Here is a 20,589-nt window from a genome sequence, read left to right as displayed (position 1 = left end):
CATAGAGGTTTGGGGGAGGTTTATCGATTATTTTTTATCCATTTTTTCTTCTGTTTTTTCTAATGCTGCTTCGCTGGCTTTATATTTTTTTTCAAGTTCTGGAGATATTTCCATATCTGTTTGTTTTTTGTATTCGTATATTGCTCGATGTAGGCCGCTTGCTGCTAGGTTTGAGCAATGCATTTTTACTTTAGGTAAGCCACCCAATTCCTCAGCTACTTCGTCACGAGTTAATTTTATGGCTTCTTCGAGTGTTTTTCCCTTAACAAGTTCTGTTGTTACTGATGATGTTGCTATTGCGGCTGCACAACCGAATGTTTTGAATGATATGTCTTCTAAATATTTTTCTCCATCTTTTTCTCCAACCTTTATGTATACACGCATAAGGTCTCCACATGCAGGGTTACCTACTTTTGCCACTGCATCTGGGTTCTCCATCTCTCCCATGTTTTTTGGGTTTTTAAAATGCTCCATAACTTTATCTGAATACATATTGATCACACAGCGGATATTGTTCTCAATCTATCTACCTCTTCAGGAACGATCTCTATTATTTTATCAACGTCTTGTTTTTTATTGAATCTCCCTACGCTTATTCTTAGTGAAGAGTGGGCTAGTTCAACTGGAACTCCTGTTTCAATTAATACGTGGGATGGGTCAAGTGTTTCGGATGCACATGCTGATCCGGTTGAAGCCATTATTCCTTTGTCTTCAAGCCTTAAGACAAGAGCTTCTCCCTCTACTCCTTGGAAGGATATGTTTGCGTTGCCTGGTAACCTGTTTTGTATCGGTCCGTTTACCTGAGCTCCATCGATTTTTTTTGGTATTTCCTCGAGTATTTTGGTATGCATGTCGGTTAGTTTTTTAGATTCTTTTTTAACTGTTTTACTGGCTTTTTCAGCAGCTTTTCCAAACCCCACTATGTATGGAACGTTCTCGGTTCCAGACCTTTTGTTATTTTCTTGGCCTCCTCCATGTAGTAATGGAGTTATTTTTGTTTTTTTGTTTATCCATAAAGCTCCGATTCCTTTTGGGCCATACATTTTATGGCCATTTATTGTCATAAGGTCTATCTCTAGGCTCTTGACATCAATCTCGATTTTTCCCGGTATTTGGGCTGCATCTGTATGGAATGGTATTTCGTTTGGGGTTATTTCTGCTAGTTTTTCTATTGGTTGGATGGTGCCTATCTCATTGTTTGCATAATGTATTGTTACTAATGCTGTGTCTTTTTTAATCGCGTTTTTTAGGTCTTCTGGGTCTACATATCCCTTATTATCGACATCTAGGTATGTTACTTCATATCCATGTTTTTCTAGGTATTTTAATGGGTTTAGTATTGATTTATGTTCGGTTTTGGTTGTTATGATGTGTTTTCCATTGTTTTTTGTTTTGTTTATTATACCCTTTATTGCATGATTATTTGATTCGGTTGCACAGCTTGTGAAGACTATTTCATCTGTTTCTGTGTTAAGTAATGAAGCTACTTTTTCTCGGGCTATTTTTACTGCTTGTTTTGATTCTCTTCCTTTTGCATGGAGTGAGTTGGGGTTTCCATATCTTTCCTTAAAATATGGTTTCATTTCTTGGTACACATCTGGGTCTATTGGGGTTGTTGCATTGTTATCAACATAAATAATATCAGATTCTTTTGTAGACATCTTCATTTAGTTTTTGATTTCTCTATTAATATTTTATACCCATTTATTTTAAACAAAAAAAGATTTAACAGCGTTATAGGAAATAGGGGGGTATTGAGAAGAACTAAGAACAGATATAAATAACCATGAAATCTATAAATGATTAGATATTGTTTTAAATATGTTTTTTAGGTTGTTTTTTTATGTTGTTTTTTTGAGTGCTTCTATTAGTTTTTGGTTTTCTGTTTTTTTACGTACTGCGATTCTTATGTGTTGGGGCATGCCGAATGAACTGCAGTCTCTAACGATTAAACCGTGTTTTAATAGTTTTTTTCTTTGTTTACTTGCATTTCCAATGTTTATGGTTATGAAGTTTGCTTGAGAATTTGTTGTTTCAAGTCCCATGGATTCTATCTGTTTTTTTAGGTGTTTTTTGTTTTTGATTAATTTTTTTCTTGTTTTTTTCATGAATTTACTGGCTTTCTGGCTATTTAAGGTTTTTATTACTCTTTGTGGTATGTTTCCAATGTTCCATGGTATTTTGGTTTTCATAAGGTAGTTTATGTGTTTTTTGTTGGATAGTCCGTATCCTACTCGGATGCCTGGGATGTTGTATGCTTTTGTGTATGTTCTCATGATTATTATGTCGTTGTTTCTATCAATCAATTCTTTATGGTTTGGTGGGTTTTCGAGGAAATCATGGTAGGCTTCATCGATAATGAGGAGGGAGTTTGTCTTGTTTGTTTTATCCATTATTTGTTTTATTTCTTGTAGGGTTAGCAGGTCTCCGGTTGGGTTGTTTGGGTTGCATAGATAGATTATTGAGTTTTTATCGATTTTTTCTTTGATTTTTTCTACTTCGATTTTGTATTCAGGCATCTCAACCTTTTTTATTTCAGCTCCGTTTAGTTTGGAGCTGGGTTCGTATTCTCCATAAGTATGTTCAGGTATTACTACCGATGTTCCTTCTTTAACATATGTCTGGGCTACTAAATCTATTAACTCGGACATTCCAGCGGTAACTATAACGTTTTCAGGTTTTAGGTTGTTTTTTGTTGATATTTTTTTCTTTAATTGGAGTGAGTCTGATTCTGGGTAATACTGTATATCTTCTTTTTTTGTTTTCCATATTTCCTCCATTAAAACTTTAGGAGGGCCATATGGGTTTAGGCTTGCACTGAAATCAATTACTTCAGATGGTTTTAATCCATGTTTTTTTATTTCTTTTTCTTTCATTCCACCGTGGTGTGGTGTTTCAACTTCAATTATGTATTTTTTTGGTTTAAACAAGGTATGCACCTACCAAGATAATTATTAAGATTGTTATGAAGACAGCTGAAGTTTTCCAAATTATTCTTACGGTTTTGAGGATATCTTCGTTTGAGGGAGGTTTTTTTTCTGAGTTTATGGAGTAATATCCTTTTTTTTCAATTTTTTTGTCTAAAACTCCGCTAATAGCGCTTATTGTCCAACCTGGGTTTAGTTTTATATCTCTGTTTTCTTTTACAACTTTAGTTGCGCCAGACCTCCATTCTACCAATAAGATCAAGATTCCTGAAATCCTGCTTGGTATGTAGTTTAAAACATCATCTGTTCTGGCTGAAAACCAGCCGTATTCTCGGTATTCGGGTGTTTGATATCCTATCATTGCGTCGAGGGTGTTCACTACTCTGAATAAAACTATTCCGGGTAATCCGAACAATGCGTAATAGAACAATGGGGATATTACGCTGTCTGTAATGTTTTCAGCGCCAGTTTCAACGGCGGCTGAATTTAACTGGCCTTCATTTAGTTTATCTGTATCACGGCTTACGAGGCCTTTAACTAGATCTCTTTTTTCTGTTAATTCATTTACAGCAGTTTTACTTACCATGTCACTTAAGGTTTTAATTGAAAACATGGTGGATGCTATTAATGCGACTAATATAATGCTGAAAGGACCTGAATATATCTCTATTATAGTTGCTGGTACTACAAACAATAAAACTACAATGAGGAGTGTTATTATTCCTTTAATCTTTTTTTTACCTTTATTCAGTTTTGATTGAAGCCAGTTGATGGTTGACCCTATCCATATAACTGGGTGTAGTTTGTTTGGGGGCTCTCCTACCATATCGATTGCTACTGCTAAAACAATTACGATTGTTCTTTCAAGAAATAAATCCATTTAACTACACCAAATAGGGTTTTCAATCCATGGTTGTTTTCCAGTCATCTTTGGTTTTTAGGGTTTTTATTTTGCTTTTTTTATTGCATTGACAGTTCTACGTACTTTATGTGGGTCTGCGTTATATCCCATATGGCCTACTCGAATTATATCGTTTTCTAGTTCTCCCAACCCGGTTGACAATAAGATATTACTTTCTTTTTGAACTGTTTTCTGAATTTTTTTTGCTTTTCCATTCATTTGTATTGCTGTAACAGTTGGTGACATTGTTTCTGGGTTTTTTGGATAGAATTCCAGTCCATTTTCTCTACACATCTCTATGCAGGTTTTCTGGGATTTTTTATGTCTTTTGTATACGTTTTCTATTCCTTCTTCCATTATTAGGTTAAGTGATTCATCTAGGGCGTATAGGTTGGTTACGAGATGTGAGTATGGAAATTTATTTGATTTCTGCCAGATGTCTTTCCATGGCTTTAAACTTGTGTAATATGTGTCTTGTTTATGTTCGTCGATGGCTTCCCACGCCCGGTCACTCAATGTAACGGTTGTAAGGCCGGGGGGTGTGCTTAAGCATTTTTGTGAGCCTCCTATGCATATATCGATTATATCTGTTGGAACTGGTGTACCGGCTAATGAAGAAACTGCGTCAACTATTGTTAGGGCTCCACTGTCTTTTATGAGAGGTAGCAATCTATCTAGATTATTCAGTATTCCTGTGGGTGTTTCACAATGCACGATGGTTGCTGCTTTGTAATCGTTTTTTTCTAAACTGTTTTTAACCTTCTCGATGTCTATTGCTTGGTTGTATGGTTGGGTGATTAATTCTGGTTTTGCTCCACGCATTTTTACAAAGTCTGCAAAACCATCTCCAAAAAAACCATTGGATATGCATAGAACATCGTCTTCTTCATCTACTATTGAGGATATTGATGCTTCTAGTCCAAGTATGCCTTCACCACCCAGAATTAATGTGTCTTTATCTGTTTTTAAGACCTTCTGTAGTTTTTTCTCTAAGTTTTTATAAAAAACCTTGAATCTATCATCAAAATCAGGGCTCTGTATCCTACGGTTCATCGCTGCCCTCACCCTAGGTGGGATCTCTGTTGGGCCTGCGGTCATTAAAAGCTCCATCTATAAATACCTCTTGAATAAATCTCCATTTTAGTTATTTAAAATCTATCTATGGTGGTTGGTTATTTTTCTTTGATTTTGTATATGTTGGGTAGTTCTCGATATTTCCCGTTGTAATCAAGGCCGTATCCTATTACGAATACGTTTGGTATTTCGAATCCTTTGTAGTCGGGCTTTATATTGACTTGTCTTCTTGATGGTTTGTCGAGTAGTGTGCATATTTTGGTTTTTTTTGCTCCTCTTTTTTTGAATTCTTTTTTTAGGAGTTGCATTGTCTTGCCGGTGTCTAATATGTCATCGATCAGTATTATCTCTCTATTTTCTATTTTGTGGGTTGTGTTTAGTCTGAGTTCTGGTTTTGTACTTTCTGTTCCTTTGTAGCTTTTTATATCCACGAAATCTATTTCTATTGGGGTCTTGATCTCTCTTATTAGGTCTGAAAGGAATATTATTGAGCCTTTTAAAACTCCGATTAATAGTGGTTTACTGTCCTTGTAGTCTTTTGTTATCTCTTTAGCTATCTTTTTTACTTTTTTTTGGATTTCTTTTTCTGAATATAAGAGGGTTTTTTCCATGTCAATCAATCCATAGGTCGACGATTCTGTTTTCATTTACATCTACCAATCCATGTGTTGTTATCCTTATTTCTGGTATTACAGGTAGTGATAGGAAACTCATTTTCATGAATGGGTGTTCAATCTTGGTTCCAAGGCTTTGAGCCTTCTTTCTTACTTTATTCAGTTTTTCATTAACTTTTGTGTAAGGTAGGTCTGACATTAAACCTGCTATCGGTAATGGTAGTGTTTCTGTTTCACCGTTTGTTGCCACTACTAGACCGCCACCTATTTCTTTTAATTTGTTTATTGCCGTGATCATGTCTTTGTCATTGGTTCCAATTGAAATACAGTTGTGTGAGTCGTGTCCTACTGTGCTGGCAAGGGCTCCTTTCTTTAATCCAAATCCACGTACTACGCCGAGGCCTATGTGTTTTCCTTTTCCATGTCGATCGATTACTGTTACTTTAGCTATGTCTTTTTCAGGATCTGGAACCCTATCTTTGTTAATTTTTATAGCAGATTCTTTTGTTATTATTTTGTCTGGAAAAACATCTATTACTCTAATCTTATGTTTTTTATCGATCTCTAGGTCTTTTTGGGTTATCTCGGGAATTTTTACGTAGTTTTTGGTTTTAGCTGTTGGGTTTTCATTTAATGGTTTTTTAAATTCGTTTTCCCAGACAAGTTCTCCATCTTTGAAAACTGATTCTACCTTCAGTTCTTTCAAGTTATTTACAATGGTTATGTCCGCTTTATATCCAGGTGCTATTGCCCCAGAGTTTAGGCCATAATGTTTTGCTGTGTTATGGGTTGCCATCTGGATAGCTATCTCTGGAGGTATGTTTTTATCTATACATAATTTGACTCTATGGTTCATGTGGCCTCTTTTTTCTATATCTGTAGGATCGAGGTCATCTGTTCCTAACATAAAATTGGTGTAGTTATTTTTATTTACTGTTCCTACTAGTCTTTTTAGGTCTCTTGAGGCTGAGCCTTCTCGGAGCACAACCTTCATTCCTTTTCTTATTTTCTCCCTTACTTCTTCTATAGTTACACATTCATGGTCTGTGTTGGCTCCGGAGATCAAATAGCCATTGAGTTTGTTACCGGTTAGTCCTGGGCAATGGCCATCTATTTTATGGTTTTTACTTACTTCCAGTTTTTCTATGAGTTCTGGGTCTTTGTTTAGAACTCCCGTGAAATTCATTAATTCACCCAATCCCAGGACTTCTTTCCATTTTAACATCTCTTTGATTTCACTGGCCGATATTGTTGCTCCATATGTTTCGAGTGATTCGTTTGCGGGTACGCATGATGGGGCCATAAAATAGAAGTCTAGTGGTAGTTTTTTGGAGGACTTGATTAGGTATTTTATTCCTTTAACTCCCGCTACATTTGCAATTTCATGGGGGTCGGCTATTACTGTGGTTGTTCCATATGGTAGTACAGCTTTTGTGAACTCTATTGGTTTTAGGAAGGTGCTTTCAATATGCATGTGGGCATCGATTAATCCCGGGATTATAACTCCATCTGTTTTAATTTGGTTTTCTGATTCATAATCTCCTAATCCGGTTATTAATCCGTTGTTGATTGCTATATCGGTTTTAAAAACCTCTCCACTGAACACAGATAATGCTTTTCCAGTTATAACTAGTTCTGGGTTGGTTTCTCCCTTGGCAACATCGATTTTTTCTTTTAAATTCATATTAAAACCATCTTAGATATTCAAAAGCTAAAAATATTTAAATATATATTGGTTTTTTATTCGTTTGTTGAGTAGTTTCCACCTTTGATGACAACTGCATTTCCTTCTATTAGGGCTTTTGTTATTTTCTGTCTACCTGAATTGAGGTCGTTCCAAAAAGATCTTCTAGATACGCCCATTTTTTCTGCAGCTTCTTCTTGGGTTAGGTTCTCGATATCTATTAAACGGATTGCTTCCATCTCTTCAACTGAGACGATTACTTCTTGTAGTTCTCTTGCAGGAACTCCTCTTGGTTTGAATACATTTACTTTTGGGGTCCAATCGACTTTTCGGGGTCTTCGGGGACGTCCTCTTCTACGTCTAGATCCCTGGTTTTCTTCGTTTTCTTCCATTCAGACACACCTTTCTATAAATAGATTGGGCTGTCTTATTGATTTTATCGAAAAAAAGAGGTTAAAAAAGAAAAAGGGGTGTAGAGGGTTTTTATTTGGGTTTATTTTAGTTTTTCTTTTAGTCGGTTTATTTCTTGTTCTATCCAGTTTTTTCTGTTTTCAAGCCATGTTATTTTGTTTTCCAGGTTTTTTTGGTTATTTTCAGTTTCTATATCTGTTGTGGTTTGAATTCCTCTGCTTGTATGGCGTTTTCTAGGTTTTCTGGGCCTTTGTGTTCTGTTTGTTTTTCCTCTATATCTATTTTTTAGGTGGAGTCTTGGTTGGTTTGTTGTGGTTTCTCTGCATCTTCCTTGTCCTCTTCCTGTTGTTGGGCCGTTTCCTTGTGGTCCTGTTTTATCTAGGTTTGGCATTTAAAACACCTCAATAATACACATATGTGTAAAAATATTTAAGTATTACGATTAAGGTAGTTAATCCACAAACCAAACCTAAAACACAGACACCAAAAAACCCAAACTACCCAAACAAACCAATTATCTCATTCGGAGAACCTAAAACACAGACACCATCCATATCACTAACCCTATCAATATTCTCACGGTCAACACGCCTCTCTAAAACATCAACCTCATACCTCAAAACAGCATCCTCAGGACATACCTCAACACACCTACCACACCCAATACAACGATTATAATCAATCTCATAACCCCGGATTGCAGAACTAGGACATACCTCCAATGCATCACACTCACTACATCTAACACACCTATCCCTCGAGATATAATACGGAGTTAAAGAAGAAGAACTGTCATGTTCAACAGGAACAACCACAGTATAAACCCCAGTCTTAGTGGCATGAGAAAAACAGTTAGTAACAATTGTATCTGAAATACCATTCGCCATCTTACCCACCGTATTAGAAGTAGCGGGAGAAACAACCAACGCATCATACCTACCCGTCATAAACCTACCCGTTTTAGGAAAACTATACCCAGAGTCAGAAGCTAATAAAACCTCATCCAAATAACCACCAGAAACAATGTCATACAACCTATCCATATACCCATACATCTCTAAAACCTCCTCTCCAGCCTTACTCACAAAAAAAGACACCTTCATATCTTGAGATAAAACACTGGCCACCTCTAAACTTTCTTCCAAAAAAGCACCAGCCCCAGTTATACACCAACCCAAAGCCTCCAACCTCACTACAAATCACCCCGCCTCAAACAATCAACCAACTCCATGAACAACTCTTTTTCAAAACTATCCCCAGTCTTACGAACTATCTCCCGATAATGCTCAATAAATTCAGAATGACTTCGCTCTAAATCAACTCTAGATGCATGAATAGCAGACTCAAGCAATGAAAGCTCAGCCCTACACAAACCCCTAGCACATCGATCATAAACATCAACCTCATCAACCGAATACCTCGTCAAACACCAGACATCCCTATCAACAAACTCAACAACCTCCAGCCTCATCACAGCATCTGCACCCTCAACAACACCATCCTCAACGGGTAAGGAGCCAACCAACCCCCTAACTATCTGTTCAACACCAACAATGTTAGCAGTACACACATCCAAATCCAAAAGATTCTGATAGGTATCTGATTCCTTATGTATCTTCGACCAATAACTACCGTCCTCACGCCAAACACCTATCGGAGCGATATTCGGTTCCCTACGGCCCCCTGTAACTAAAAGAGTTTCAATAACCCTTCCCTCTCTAAAGCCAATATCACCTAACTTATCCTTCATAACTAATCTCCAACACGACTTAAGAGTGAAAGAAATATACTGCTTGACAATATATCTGCAGTTGTACCCGGACTAAATCCCTCTTCATTCAACCTACTATCAAACTCCCACAACTCTCTATCCATCGGACCAACATCCATTAATTCACTTGCTTCACGAGCAACCATCTCAGCAGTATCCTCTGAATGAACCTTAGCTATATGTGTATCCGGTTCACTAAGTAAATTTATAAAGCATTTTACTAAAACATCGTTTTCTAGCGGTTTTCCATCCAAGTATTCAAATCCCTCCCTAGATCTCTCATACCCCCTACATACCTCACAAGCAACATCATCATACTCAACCGAGGCCTCCATCAAGTCATAAAAAGTTGTTCCATCCCTAGAGATCTCTATTATTGCCTCAGTAGACTCTGCATCAAGTTCCTCAATATCTTCACTAAGACCCCCGACTTCAACATGCCTAAAAGACTCATAAAACTTAATAGCATCATCAACGTTAGAGGCCTTAACAATCTTATCAGCCTTCTTAACTAAACTATCTAAATCAAACTCTTCAACCTGGACAGCAGCTAGATAAAGAGGAGCATTAAGCAATATAGCACCAAAATGCGTGTTCTGACCACTATGAGAATCCACCATCCTTTTTGTAGAACTTAACAACAACTCACCCAAACTTGAATCAGGATTTCTTTCAAAACACCTTGAAATAGCTATAGCCGATGAAATAAAATCATTGAAAGAAGTATCTGGATGTTCATGGTTTCTATCAATACACCCTGGCTTAGGAGTTGCTGCAACTTCATACATCAAGGCAAGCCTTAAACAATCAGAAATTTTTTCAACATTCATAAAAACAACCTCCAAACAAAACGAAAGACATTGGACTACATCTCCCTAAATAATTCCATTATTTTCTCAGCAACACGAACCTCATCTTTTCTAGACTGCATAAAAGTATCATAAACAACACCATCTCCTGGAGGGTTTTCATTACGTTCATCATAAATAAAACAGTCAACTAATCCTCCATAAAACTCCTTTAATCCATAATTATCCGTATCTATACCAAACGCCTCCATCAATCTATCAGCTGGCCCGCTAAAAGGCTTTTTGTTAACCAATGGACTAACAGCCACAACTTTTTTACCAAACAACTTATCTCTAACACCTTTCAAAGAAATTATAGGATTAACACTGGTTACAGGATTGCTTGGCCCAATGACCACATAATCTATTGATTCAAGTGCTTCTTCAAACCCAGGTGAGGGTTTTGCAACATCTAAACCATTAAAAACGACTTTATCTGGCTTAGGTTCACCCCCATATTTAACAAGCCATTCTTGAAACTTAAATTCATTCTCCCCAGATATAATAGTTGTTCTAACCTTGTCATCTGTCATTGGAAAAACACTTGCTTCAATTCCTAAAGAACTACATATCCTCTGAGTAGCCTCAGACAAAGACATCTCCTTTAGTAAACTGGTTCTCCTTATATGAATCGCTCTATCTCTATCACCAATACTCATATACTCGTTTTGACCAATTTCATTCAAAAACCTATTCGTATGAAAGGTGTCATCTTCTATACCCCACCACCGATCATCATCAACCAATCCAGCTAAAGTATATATGACCGTATCAAGGTCAGGACAAACAAGATTCCCAGAAATAACCGCGTCATCAGCAGTATTAGCTACAACAACAATATCTCTTTCATTTAACAACGATTTAAACCCTCTCAACAACTTTGGAGTTCCGGTTCCTCCAGATAAAAATAACATCCATATCTCACCAAGAACATTACCTAATTATATTTAAAAAAACAATAAATTGACAGATAAATAGAGTTTTTTATATAAAAGAGATATAGTTCGCTAGAAATGTTGGATTGCTAATATATCTATTTTAGAGATATAACATCAAAACTTATTTATTTTGACGACTGATTATATCCTAACTGGTTTAAATAGGTAGTTTAATTAAAAAACGATTTAATTAAAAAAATTTTTAGTTAGTAACAATGGCTGAAGAAGATTCTGAATTTGGTGGATTTGATTTAGGGGAAGAAGAGATTAAAACAGATTCTCAGTCTGAGAGAGTTCCAACTGGTATTAAAGGTTTTGATGAACTTTGTGGTGGAGGTTTACTTAAGGAAAGAAGTTATTTAGTTGCAGGAAATGCTGGTTCAGGTAAATCAACTTTCGCAATTCAATATCTATACAATGGTGTTACGAAATATGATGAACCAGGGATATTAGTTGTGACTGAGGAAGATCCAAAAAACATTCGTAAGAATATGAAGTCATTTAATATGGATCTAAAGGAACTTGAAGACCAGAACAAATTAGCGATACTTGATTCCCAGTCAACTAAAATAGGTCTCCCTACAGATGAAGAGTACGTAGAGGTAAATCCCTTTGATATGGACTCCACATTAAAAAAAATCGTTGAGATTAAAGAAAAAATAGGAGCCAAGAGGTGTGTTTTCGATTCAACAACATCACTTGGTTTTATCTCTGAAAGCCAGAAACAACTTCGAATAAACTTCCTTAAACTTTCTGGTACATTAAGCGCTATTGGATTAACATCAATGTTAACTGCCGAGGTAACAGATAAAGAAAAGATGAGTAGATTCGATATGGAAGAATTTGTTACTGAAGGAACCATACGACTTTATTACGAAAGAAAAGAAGGAATACGAACAAGAAGCATCGAGATATATAAAATGAGAGGTTCAGACCACAGTAAAAAACTAAATCCATTTGAAATATCAAGCAGTGGGATCGAAGTACATCCCAAGGAAGAAGTCTACTTCTAATTATCGAATTATATTTATATCTTCTCCACAGTTCTCACATTTGTTGTATAAATCCAATCCTTTTATCTCAACCGAATAACCATCTCTTTTTATTAAGACCTCACCGCAGGTAGGACATAATGTATCTTCATATTCATGTCCTCTTACATTACCAAGATATACATATTTAACTCCTTTATCAGTCAAGATTTCATGAGCTCTCTCTAGTTTTTTTATCGATGTAGGCTCAACATCCATCATTTTATGGGCTGGATAGAACCTACTCAAATGTATGGGTGTTTCGTCTCCAACCTCATCAACTACCCAATCGCCAAGTTTCTTGAACTGGGATTCAGTATCATTGTATCCCGGTATAACCAGGTATGTTATCTCGAGGTGTATATCCTGTTTTTTCATCTCCTTACAGGTTTCAAGGACAGGCTTGAATTTTGCTGAAGATACTTCTTTGTAGAAATCCTCACCGTTAAAGGATTTTATATCCACGTTTGCTGCGTCTAGATATGGTGATATTTTCTTTAATGCCTTAGATGTCATATATCCATTTGTCACGTAAACGGTGAATAAACCCAGTTCTTTAGCTTTCTTAGCCGATTCATAATTGAATTCGTACCAAACAGTTGGTTCGTTATATGTGTAGGCTATTCCTTCACACATATTCTTTTTAGCAATAGAAACTGATTTCTCTGCAGTCATATCTTCTAGATATACTTCTGAAGGTTTTGCCCTAGCTATTGTGTAGTTTTGGCAGTTAAGGCACTGGAAATTACATCCAACAGACCCTAATGAGAATACACGGCTGCCAGGATGATAGTGGTAGAGAGGTTTTTTCTCAACAGGATCTACATTTCTAGAAGAAACTGCATTATAAACCAGTGTATAAAGCTTACCATCATTGTTCTCTCTAACCCCGCACAACCCAGCTTCACCTATTTTAACAACACAACGATGGTTACATAAATTACATTTCACCTTACCATCTGACCTCTCTTCATAAAACATTGCTTCTTTCTTCATGATTACCCCTCATATATCCAAACAAGTTTGATAAACCAAAACTGCATAACCAAAATAAACCAATACCTATATCTAAAATACAATACTTAACTAATATTTTTAACTTAAATTAAAATAACTTCTTTCTAAAAACAAAACTATATTTAAAGCGGATTAATAGTGATCAAAACCAATTAAATCGAATTATAACCTCTATATTGGTTTTTATTCAAGTGTTTCTTTGTTTTTTGTTGATTTTTAGCATAGTTAATGCTGCAGCTAAAACCATAAGTGATATTGTTAGAAACGCTATCTGATAGTTCAATATATCTATTAAATAACCTACTGCTGTGGGAGTTGTTGATGCAAAAACCATTCCTATAGCGTTTACAAAACCAAAAGTACCCGCTCTATTGCTTGCAGGTATTTTATCAGAAATTAATGCTATTATAACTGGGTAGGCAGCGAATAAAGTTACTCCAATCAATATTAATATTATTATTATAGGTATCCAGTGTTCAAGGTAGGTTACAAAAAAAGCCAGTGGAGAAGAGATAACCAATAGAGTGAACACAACCTTTCCCCTCCCAAATTTATCGCTGTAATGACCCGCTACAGGCATAGATATAACAGAGACCAAAGGCATTATTGCAAACATAACTCCAGCCGCGAAATCGCTGTACCCTATGTTAGTTAAGTATGACGGTAGGAATGTTGTAAAAGCCATCCAACCCATAATCATCAATGTATAGACCGCTGTTGGAAGTAATATTGGGTTTAATATTATTTTTTCTTTTTTTAGGCCTGCAAGTTCAATATCTGGTTCTTTCCCTAGATACCATATTATTGGTATAGCTAACAACCCTGGTATCAATAAAACTGTAAATCCCTCTCTCCAACCGAAGGCATATACAAGGTATCCTCCGAGTAATGGACCAACAACCGAGCCAACGCTTGAAGCTGTTTCATGGATTCCGAAAGCTCTTCCACGTTCCCCCCTATCGAACCATGCAGCAATTAAGGATGTTGCTGCTGGATAATATGTCCCTAGGCCCACGCCTGCGGTTAATAACATTAATATTAATATGGTTGATGTATTCGATAACGCACTTCCAACCATTGCTATAGAGAAAAGAATCATTCCCGGAACTATTACGTATTTCTTTTTGGTCCTATCTGCTATGATCCCGCTTGGTATTTGAGATACTGCATATCCGAATGTAAGTCCGGACATCATCAAACCTAGCTCTAAATAGGAGATATCGAACTCTATCTGGATGGAGGGTAATAAAACTGGAACAGACATCCTTACAAGAAAGTTTACAAACCAAACTGACCAACAGGCAAACAAAACTATGTATTTAGGTTCCAATTGCTTGAAGAAATTTATTTTATCGTTTAAAGACATATTCCAGGGTTTCCTCCATATCTAAATTCGATGGTCTTTTTATTACTTCATTCAACGTTTTCAATACAGAATTAAATAGACAAAAGACTTTTCTTTGATATAAAAAAAATTTGGGGTTAAGATTTAGATGTAGGTTATGAAGATGGTTTAGTTAAATATCTTAACATTAAGTGATTTATATTCCAATAAAATCTGGCTAATCAATTGAGAAAGATGTCTTAACCACCATTAATAAGGTTTTTAGATGAAAATATATTTGGTTAAAAACAGTATAGTGATTCGATGGTCAGGAAAAGCCTTTACAGTCTTGAGCGTGATGAAGATGTCGAGGGATTGAAAGAACACATTGAAAAAAGCAATGATGTTAATGTAAAAAGAAGAGCCGCTGAGTTGCTTGGTTCGATTGGTGGGGAAGAGAGTATTAAGGTCTTAATCGACACTATCTTCAGCGATTCTCAACCTAAAAAAGTTAAGAGAGCTGCTGCAAATGCATTAGCTTGGATGGATGACACAGATGCAGTCTGGATGCTTATTGAGCGAATGAAAGGTTTTGATGGAGACGAAAAAACCGGTCAATGGGGAGATCTACTAAAAATATTCATGAAATCACTGAAAAGCGATAACGAGTATGTAAGAATGGATGCCGCACTGGCATTAGGCCGAATAGAAGATGAAAGAGCAGTAAAACCATTAATAAAAGTACTAAAAGATACCGATAAGGATGTAAGAAAAAACGCAGCTATTTCTTTAGGCTCCATTGGATCTAAAAAAGCCATAAATCCATTATCAAAACTATTAGACGATAAACACCCTGAAGTAAGAAGAGAAACCGTTAATTCATTAGGGTTAATCGGTGGGGAAAAGGTTAAACCCTTATTAATAAAAGCGGCAAAAGACAAGGATGAATCAGTTAGAGAACAAACAATCCTCTCCCTAAGTGATTATATAGGAAAAGACGTAATGGATACAATTGTAGGTGGCCTAAGCGATGAAAAAGACGTAGTGAGAGAAGCAGCCGCCTTCTCACTAATGGATTTCCTATCCAAAATACCTGAAAAAAGAAGCCACGAAATACGGAAAGAAATATCTCAACGCCTCGAAAGATTCGACTCGGAACTTGACTACAAAAAAATATTAATGGCAGCAGAAGACGGAAAACGTCTATCAATAAGACGCAACGCAATATGGTTATTAGGCCAAATCGGCGATAAAGAAGTTGTAAACAAACTTATAACATTCCTTAAAGAAGAAGACCCACAGATAAGAAGAATGTCAACATTAAGCCTAATTAATATAGGTAATGAATCCGTAAACCCTTTATTAGACAAATTAGACAGTAACGATAAAAAAGTTAAAAAAATGGCCGTATATGCTTTAGGAGAAATAGGAGACCGTAGAGCAATTGATAGAGTTAAAAAATTAATGGAAGACGAATCTGAAGAGGTCCGTATATTCGCTTCTAAAGCCTATAGCAAACTCGGAGGAGAATAATGGGTTCTTCTGAAAAAAAACTATTCGAAATGATCGGTGGATACATACATCCCCTAATAAAAGGAAACACACGTAGAGTAGACGCTAAATGGGTTAAAGGAAAAATAATACTAACCAACAAAAACCTCTGGTTCATAAACAAAAAAGGCCGTAAAAAAATAAGACTCAAATCAATGAAAGAGATCGGTGGAGAATTCAACCTTAACCAAGAAGTCCTTAAACAAGGAGACTACGTAGGAATCGTCTACAAAAACAATGGAGAACGAACAGTATCACTAGTAACAAGCAGAAAAGACAGTGACCTCAAAAAATTCAAGAGAACACTACTAAAACACTTCGCAGACAACAAAATCGTAATAGTAAAAGACCCAGTCAAAAAAGGCGGAGTACTACAAGACGACGCAGAATGGAAAAAAGCCAAAACAACCCACAAAAACCAATCAATGCACTTCGTAGACGAAGAAGGAAACATACTAAACCTAAACCTAGAGAACGTCCAAAACATATCAATGGAATTCAAAGACTTCAAAGGAGAAGAAAAAGACGTCCTCGTAATAGAAAGAATAAACGACAAAGGAGTATCAGTCGTATCCTACATATACGCCCCAAAAGTCACCTTAAGCGTAATAAACAACTTCATAAAAGAAAGCTTCGAAAAAAACGTCAAAAGCGAAATAGAACTCGACCAAAAAGAAAAAGAAATAATAATGGCCCTATACTCCGGAATATCACCATTCGACATACCAGACTTCATCGGAGTAGATGTAGACAAAGTAGAAGAAATATACGAAAGACTAGTAGAAATAAACGCATTAAACGAAATAAGAAAAAGAAGAGAAGTAGAACTAACAACAAGAGGACGAAACCTAGCATCAAAAGTCATGGGAGAAGAGTAACATCCCTATCTAACCTAAAAAAAACATCACCTTACTACAAAAAAATAAAAAAATAAAAAATTATGGGTGAGAACCAATCCCACCACCCATAAACTACAGCATAGCGGTATATCCCACCACAATGCTAATGACTATAAGTCTTATTCACTTTTCACCGTTCTTTTTTCTAGCCATATATACTCCAATTCCTAATAGAACAACTGCCAACAACAACAGCAATATAGAGTGTACTGTATGTACATCAACGATGTTTAATGTAAATGCTTCTAACGCTTCAATAAGAAGTTCAGGAACATCTTCACCCAAATCGCTTATAAATGTATCCAGTACCATAGGTGTTGTGAAGTAACTTGAAATCCCTAATAGACCTGAAATTAAGGCTGCTGCGCCAGTGGAATAAGCAGTTGTAACCAACGAACCGGAAACAACCCAAATCAATCCAGTTAAAACTAAGATTGAAACAAGACCTAACAATATCGATATCCATGACAACTGTAGCCAGTCTCTTGCTTCTTCAATAACCTCGATTTCATCTTCATCCATATCTTCAGTTATATCGATTTCACTGGGCATTTCCTCAGTAAATTGACCCATGAACAAACCACTGAACTCACTTGCTAATTCAGATTTACTTTCCTCCATGCCCTCCATATAATCCAGATAACTATCTTCGTTAGCAATAGCTTCTAAAGGAGTTACCAACAACTCAACATAAGCATTTGAAAAGGCCTCTTCCTCTTCACTTAAATCTTCTTCCTCTATTTCTTCCCTTACTTCATCGATATTATCTTGTATAACGTCATCTACGTTTTCTTCACCTACAATTGCAGCTAAATCAGACCTATATTCATCAACTACTTCATTATATGACTCTTCACTCTCCAGCATTCGGTCAATGGTTGATAAACTATATACAACGCCATTGTATTCATGAATCTCTTCAAACTCATCTACTTTATCCGGTCCATGCAACAACTCGGTTATCTCGGTCATGTTGCTGTCGATTAGATGTTCTTCAAGCTCAACCTCAAAATCGCCTTCAAGTTGACCGAAATCAATTTCAAGAATTAATTCATCGCTGTCTCCATCAAAATATGCATAAACCAAATCAATGTTATTATGGATTGTATCACGAATGAAATCCGGTGAGACAACCTCCTTCAAAATATCTATCATCTCTTGAGATAACTCTTCTTCACCTTCCGCTTCATCCATCCTCTCTTCTAACACCGAAAACAATTCATCATGAATAGAAATATGAAGCTCTTCGTTATCAACGACATCTTTAACGAAATCATCGCTTAAAACAGTTCTTTCAGCAGTTATAGCCGAGCTAGTGAACACAAAACCAACTACAAGCAAAACCGCAAAAAGGACAACCAAAATTTTCCTAATTACACTCACTTATATAAACCTCCTAACAAAACATAAACAACTAAACAACAGTAAATCAAGACTTACAAAACACAGTCTTTCAAGATTAACCAACTATGCTATTATAACTTCCTCACCAAACTAAATAGACAAGACATCCATCTCATTAATCTCCTTTCACCTCCGATAGACACTACCAATAGAGAGTTATGAAAACACCAACCATCCTACAGACATTTTAATGGTTCTCCAACCTCCTCACTAACCTACAAGGTACCGGGCTTCGCTGGAGTTTTTGAGCACTTTCGCCGACACCCCTGGTCCTACAGCCTTGTAATCGGATAAAATCCACACAGCCATAACACCACTCCTAAATCATGGTTTTCAGAAACTCAGGAGAAAAACCTTATCTCAGGTTTACTATGAACCCATCAGTCATACATATACTATAATTAATATTTAAATATTTAATTGTCGGGCTGTATTTCCTCTCCTGAAAGAGAAAGGGACTATAATGACCCCTCAAACCTGCATAAAGGTAATACAACGCAAAAAAATCCAATATATACCAATACAGATACAAAAATCTATACCTGAAATCAAATACCTTATCAAAAAACTTCATACCTTAAGAGAATACAAGGAATCATGTTTTTTATTTAGATAAACTGGAGTTTCTTTACGGAAAAAGTAATTTGGTTGGACAATAATTAGATTCCTAAGTGTTTTAAGTGGGGAATGTAAAGAGATACTTCTCTCTCTCGAATTAATGATTATGTATTTGGTTATCTCAGTTATAGTGGTTATAAATATACTTTTATTTTACGTTGGTGCAAAGTTTTTTACACCGAGTCATATCTCTCTTGATTTAAATAGAGCTTGGGATATGGCCATTAAATATAAAGCTTACATCACAGCACTTATATTGGTTTTTTTGTTAAACACTATCCAAAACCGTTTGTTATCTGATTTAGGGCAATATATCGGTTTTGACTTAACTCCAGTCATATATGGCTTGGAGGGAGGATTGGTTTCCGTATTTCAATTTATTATGACTCCATTTCTAACAGGATATATGTTTTTCACATACGTATTTATCTATATATTCCTTATAGTGTTCTCTATAGCATTCTATATATATTGTGACAGCCTTAGAGAGGTGAAAGCCACAGTTTTAGCATATTTAATTAATTATATGGTTGCTTTACCATTCTTTTTGTTCCTACCAGTATATGAGTCTTGGATGGTTTTAGAAGGAGTTGCTCCATTACTTTTTTCTGTTAATTTGCCTGCTAATGATTTTATTATCTGGGTAAATGGTGTGAATAATTGTATGCCCAGTTTACACACCTCAATATCAATAACAGTAGCAGTAATAGCAACACAAGCCTACTATAGAAACAAAGTCTATGGCTCCTGGATGGTGGTTTCATGGATCTTCGCCATATCGATTTTAATATCAACCATGTACCTAGGAGTGCACTGGATACTTGACATCGTCGCCGGAACATTATTAGGAATCACTGCTGGTTTAATCGGATACAGAGTAAACTACGAACTTGATTTCCTAAACAGATGGATACAGACCTCAATAAACTGGATAAAAAAACATAAATAAAGGAGTTTTAGTTTTGAAAAAAATAAGCAACAACTTACTCCTAATAACTGTATTGATAACATTATTCCTATTAATTTTCGGATTAGCTTCTGTTTCCAGTTTAACCGAGACCAGCTGCCTTGAAATAGATAACACTGGAACTGTAGAAATAGACCTTGAATCAGGCCAAGGAACAATATTTGTAAATATATATAACAGAATTGACGAGCCTGTTGAAGGACAACTAAAATTGATTATAAACGGAGAATTGGTTGAAGAAAAAAACCTAGTAGTTGAAAAGAATAAAGTTGTCTATATGGATATTAACTTCGATTCCAACACCGATAGAATAGCCCTACAACTTGAACAAGACGGTGAAACCATACGTGAAATCGGTTTTAGAGCAGATAGATATCCATACCAATATAGCTTTAACCAAAAAAAGTAAGCTATTAAGTAAGCTATTAAACAAGATTTTTGTAGATTACTATCTGAACATTAAAAACACCCATCAACCCCTTCAACCTCCGGATTAAATCTAAAAAATCTAAAAAAGGTTTTAGTTTTATTTAGTGACATCCTTTTCTCCCTAAAGAGGAGAGGACTTACTGCTCTCTCAAACTCTCACAAAAGTTAAACATGATGGTTT

The 20,589-nt window shown here is 36.0% G+C and carries 21 protein-coding genes; 5 read left to right on the top strand and 16 right to left on the bottom strand.

Annotation, left to right across the window (positions count from 1 at the left end; all coding sequences use genetic code 11):
- Positions 1 to 27 precede the first annotated feature (27 nt).
- The 13 genes from QEN48_RS04035 to cofD form a co-directional block, all read right to left on the bottom strand.
- A complete protein-coding gene (locus QEN48_RS04035; RefSeq protein ID WP_280107617.1) occupies positions 28 to 492 on the bottom strand; it encodes an iron-sulfur cluster assembly scaffold protein in 465 nt (154 codons plus the stop codon).
- Between the two features lie 5 nt (positions 493 to 497).
- Positions 498 to 1,667 (bottom strand): cysteine desulfurase family protein, encoded by a 1,170-nt coding sequence (locus QEN48_RS04030; protein WP_280107616.1) that lies wholly within the window; start codon positions 1,665 to 1,667, stop codon positions 498 to 500.
- A 174-nt stretch (positions 1,668 to 1,841) separates the two neighbouring features.
- Positions 1,842 to 2,930 carry a histidinol-phosphate transaminase gene (locus QEN48_RS04025; protein ID WP_280107614.1) on the bottom strand — a complete coding sequence of 363 codons (1,089 nt, stop codon included), beginning with the start codon at positions 2,928 to 2,930 and terminating at the stop codon, positions 1,842 to 1,844.
- Positions 2,923 to 3,807, bottom strand: coding sequence for a cobalamin biosynthesis protein (locus QEN48_RS04020; protein ID WP_280107613.1), 885 nt, complete (start codon positions 3,805 to 3,807; stop codon positions 2,923 to 2,925). Before QEN48_RS04020 ends, QEN48_RS04025 begins: the two co-directional genes overlap by 8 nt.
- Positions 3,808 to 3,873: 66 nt before the next feature.
- Positions 3,874 to 4,938, bottom strand: a complete 1,065-nt coding sequence (locus QEN48_RS04015) for an alanine--glyoxylate aminotransferase family protein (RefSeq protein WP_280107612.1) — start codon at positions 4,936 to 4,938, stop codon at positions 3,874 to 3,876.
- Between the two features lie 62 nt (positions 4,939 to 5,000).
- The gene (gene hpt, locus QEN48_RS04010) at positions 5,001 to 5,549 is read right to left on the bottom strand and encodes a hypoxanthine phosphoribosyltransferase (RefSeq protein ID WP_280107611.1); all 549 of its coding nucleotides are present in this window, start codon (positions 5,547 to 5,549) and stop codon (positions 5,001 to 5,003) included.
- On the bottom strand, positions 5,515 to 7,200 hold the full coding sequence (gene ade, locus QEN48_RS04005) for an adenine deaminase (protein WP_280107610.1): 1,686 nt from the start codon (positions 7,198 to 7,200) through the stop codon (positions 5,515 to 5,517). Before ade ends, hpt begins: the two co-directional genes overlap by 35 nt.
- 56 nt (positions 7,201 to 7,256) lie before the next feature.
- Positions 7,257 to 7,592: a DUF134 domain-containing protein gene (locus QEN48_RS04000; protein ID WP_280107609.1), complete on the bottom strand. Its 336-nt coding sequence runs from the start codon at positions 7,590 to 7,592 to the stop codon at positions 7,257 to 7,259.
- Positions 7,593 to 7,693: 101 nt separating this feature from the next.
- Positions 7,694 to 8,002, bottom strand: a complete 309-nt coding sequence (locus QEN48_RS03995; protein ID WP_280107608.1) for a DUF5320 domain-containing protein — start codon at positions 8,000 to 8,002, stop codon at positions 7,694 to 7,696.
- A 106-nt stretch (positions 8,003 to 8,108) separates the two neighbouring features.
- Positions 8,109 to 8,804 (bottom strand): flavoprotein, encoded by a 696-nt coding sequence (locus QEN48_RS03990; RefSeq protein ID WP_280107607.1) that lies wholly within the window; start codon positions 8,802 to 8,804, stop codon positions 8,109 to 8,111.
- A complete protein-coding gene (locus tag QEN48_RS03985; RefSeq protein ID WP_280107606.1) occupies positions 8,804 to 9,361 on the bottom strand; it encodes a DUF447 domain-containing protein in 558 nt (185 codons plus the stop codon). The genes QEN48_RS03990 and QEN48_RS03985 overlap by 1 nt, the downstream gene beginning before the upstream one ends.
- A gap of 2 nt (positions 9,362 to 9,363) precedes the next feature.
- The gene (locus tag QEN48_RS03980; protein WP_280107605.1) at positions 9,364 to 10,212 is read right to left on the bottom strand and encodes a triphosphoribosyl-dephospho-CoA synthase; all 849 of its coding nucleotides are present in this window, start codon (positions 10,210 to 10,212) and stop codon (positions 9,364 to 9,366) included.
- A gap of 35 nt (positions 10,213 to 10,247) precedes the next feature.
- The gene (gene cofD, locus QEN48_RS03975; RefSeq protein ID WP_280107604.1) at positions 10,248 to 11,144 is read right to left on the bottom strand and encodes a 2-phospho-L-lactate transferase; all 897 of its coding nucleotides are present in this window, start codon (positions 11,142 to 11,144) and stop codon (positions 10,248 to 10,250) included.
- Positions 11,145 to 11,383: 239 nt separating this feature from the next.
- Here cofD and QEN48_RS03970 point away from each other — a divergent pair, with 239 nt between their 5' ends.
- Complete coding sequence (locus tag QEN48_RS03970; RefSeq protein WP_280107603.1) at positions 11,384 to 12,181, top strand: ATPase domain-containing protein; 798 nt, start codon at positions 11,384 to 11,386, stop codon at positions 12,179 to 12,181.
- On the opposite strand, the gene amrS is transcribed toward QEN48_RS03970, so the two are convergent.
- Both amrS and QEN48_RS03960 read right to left on the bottom strand, forming a co-directional pair.
- The gene (gene amrS / locus QEN48_RS03965; RefSeq protein ID WP_280107602.1) at positions 12,182 to 13,195 is read right to left on the bottom strand and encodes an AmmeMemoRadiSam system radical SAM enzyme; all 1,014 of its coding nucleotides are present in this window, start codon (positions 13,193 to 13,195) and stop codon (positions 12,182 to 12,184) included.
- 208 nt (positions 13,196 to 13,403) lie between these two features.
- Complete coding sequence (locus tag QEN48_RS03960) at positions 13,404 to 14,582, bottom strand: MFS transporter (RefSeq protein WP_280107601.1); 1,179 nt, start codon at positions 14,580 to 14,582, stop codon at positions 13,404 to 13,406.
- A gap of 282 nt (positions 14,583 to 14,864) precedes the next feature.
- On the opposite strand from QEN48_RS03960, the gene QEN48_RS03955 reads away from it, so the two are divergent.
- Both QEN48_RS03955 and QEN48_RS03950 read left to right on the top strand, forming a co-directional pair.
- Complete coding sequence (locus tag QEN48_RS03955; protein ID WP_280107600.1) at positions 14,865 to 16,073, top strand: HEAT repeat domain-containing protein; 1,209 nt, start codon at positions 14,865 to 14,867, stop codon at positions 16,071 to 16,073.
- Positions 16,073 to 16,969, top strand: coding sequence for a CheF family chemotaxis protein (locus QEN48_RS03950; RefSeq protein WP_280107599.1), 897 nt, complete (start codon positions 16,073 to 16,075; stop codon positions 16,967 to 16,969). The genes QEN48_RS03955 and QEN48_RS03950 overlap by 1 nt, the downstream gene beginning before the upstream one ends.
- A 144-nt stretch (positions 16,970 to 17,113) precedes the next feature.
- Here the strand turns inward: QEN48_RS03950 and QEN48_RS03945 are convergent, their stop codons facing one another.
- On the bottom strand, positions 17,114 to 18,313 hold the full coding sequence (locus tag QEN48_RS03945; protein ID WP_280107598.1) for a hypothetical protein: 1,200 nt from the start codon (positions 18,311 to 18,313) through the stop codon (positions 17,114 to 17,116).
- A gap of 916 nt (positions 18,314 to 19,229) precedes the next feature.
- Here QEN48_RS03945 and QEN48_RS03940 point away from each other — a divergent pair.
- On the top strand, positions 19,230 to 19,961 hold the full coding sequence (locus QEN48_RS03940) for a phosphatase PAP2 family protein (RefSeq protein ID WP_280107597.1): 732 nt from the start codon (positions 19,230 to 19,232) through the stop codon (positions 19,959 to 19,961).
- Between the two features lie 13 nt (positions 19,962 to 19,974).
- The gene (locus tag QEN48_RS03935; RefSeq protein ID WP_280107596.1) at positions 19,975 to 20,388 is read left to right on the top strand and encodes a hypothetical protein; all 414 of its coding nucleotides are present in this window, start codon (positions 19,975 to 19,977) and stop codon (positions 20,386 to 20,388) included.
- Positions 20,389 to 20,589: the final 201 nt, after the last annotated feature.

Source organism: Methanonatronarchaeum sp. AMET-Sl (genome assembly GCF_029854155.1).
Classification (GTDB): domain Archaea; phylum Halobacteriota; class Methanonatronarchaeia; order Methanonatronarchaeales; family Methanonatronarchaeaceae; genus Methanonatronarchaeum.
The sequence above is the reverse complement of the archived record's forward strand: the minus strand, read 5'-3'. Positions and strand labels throughout refer to the sequence as shown.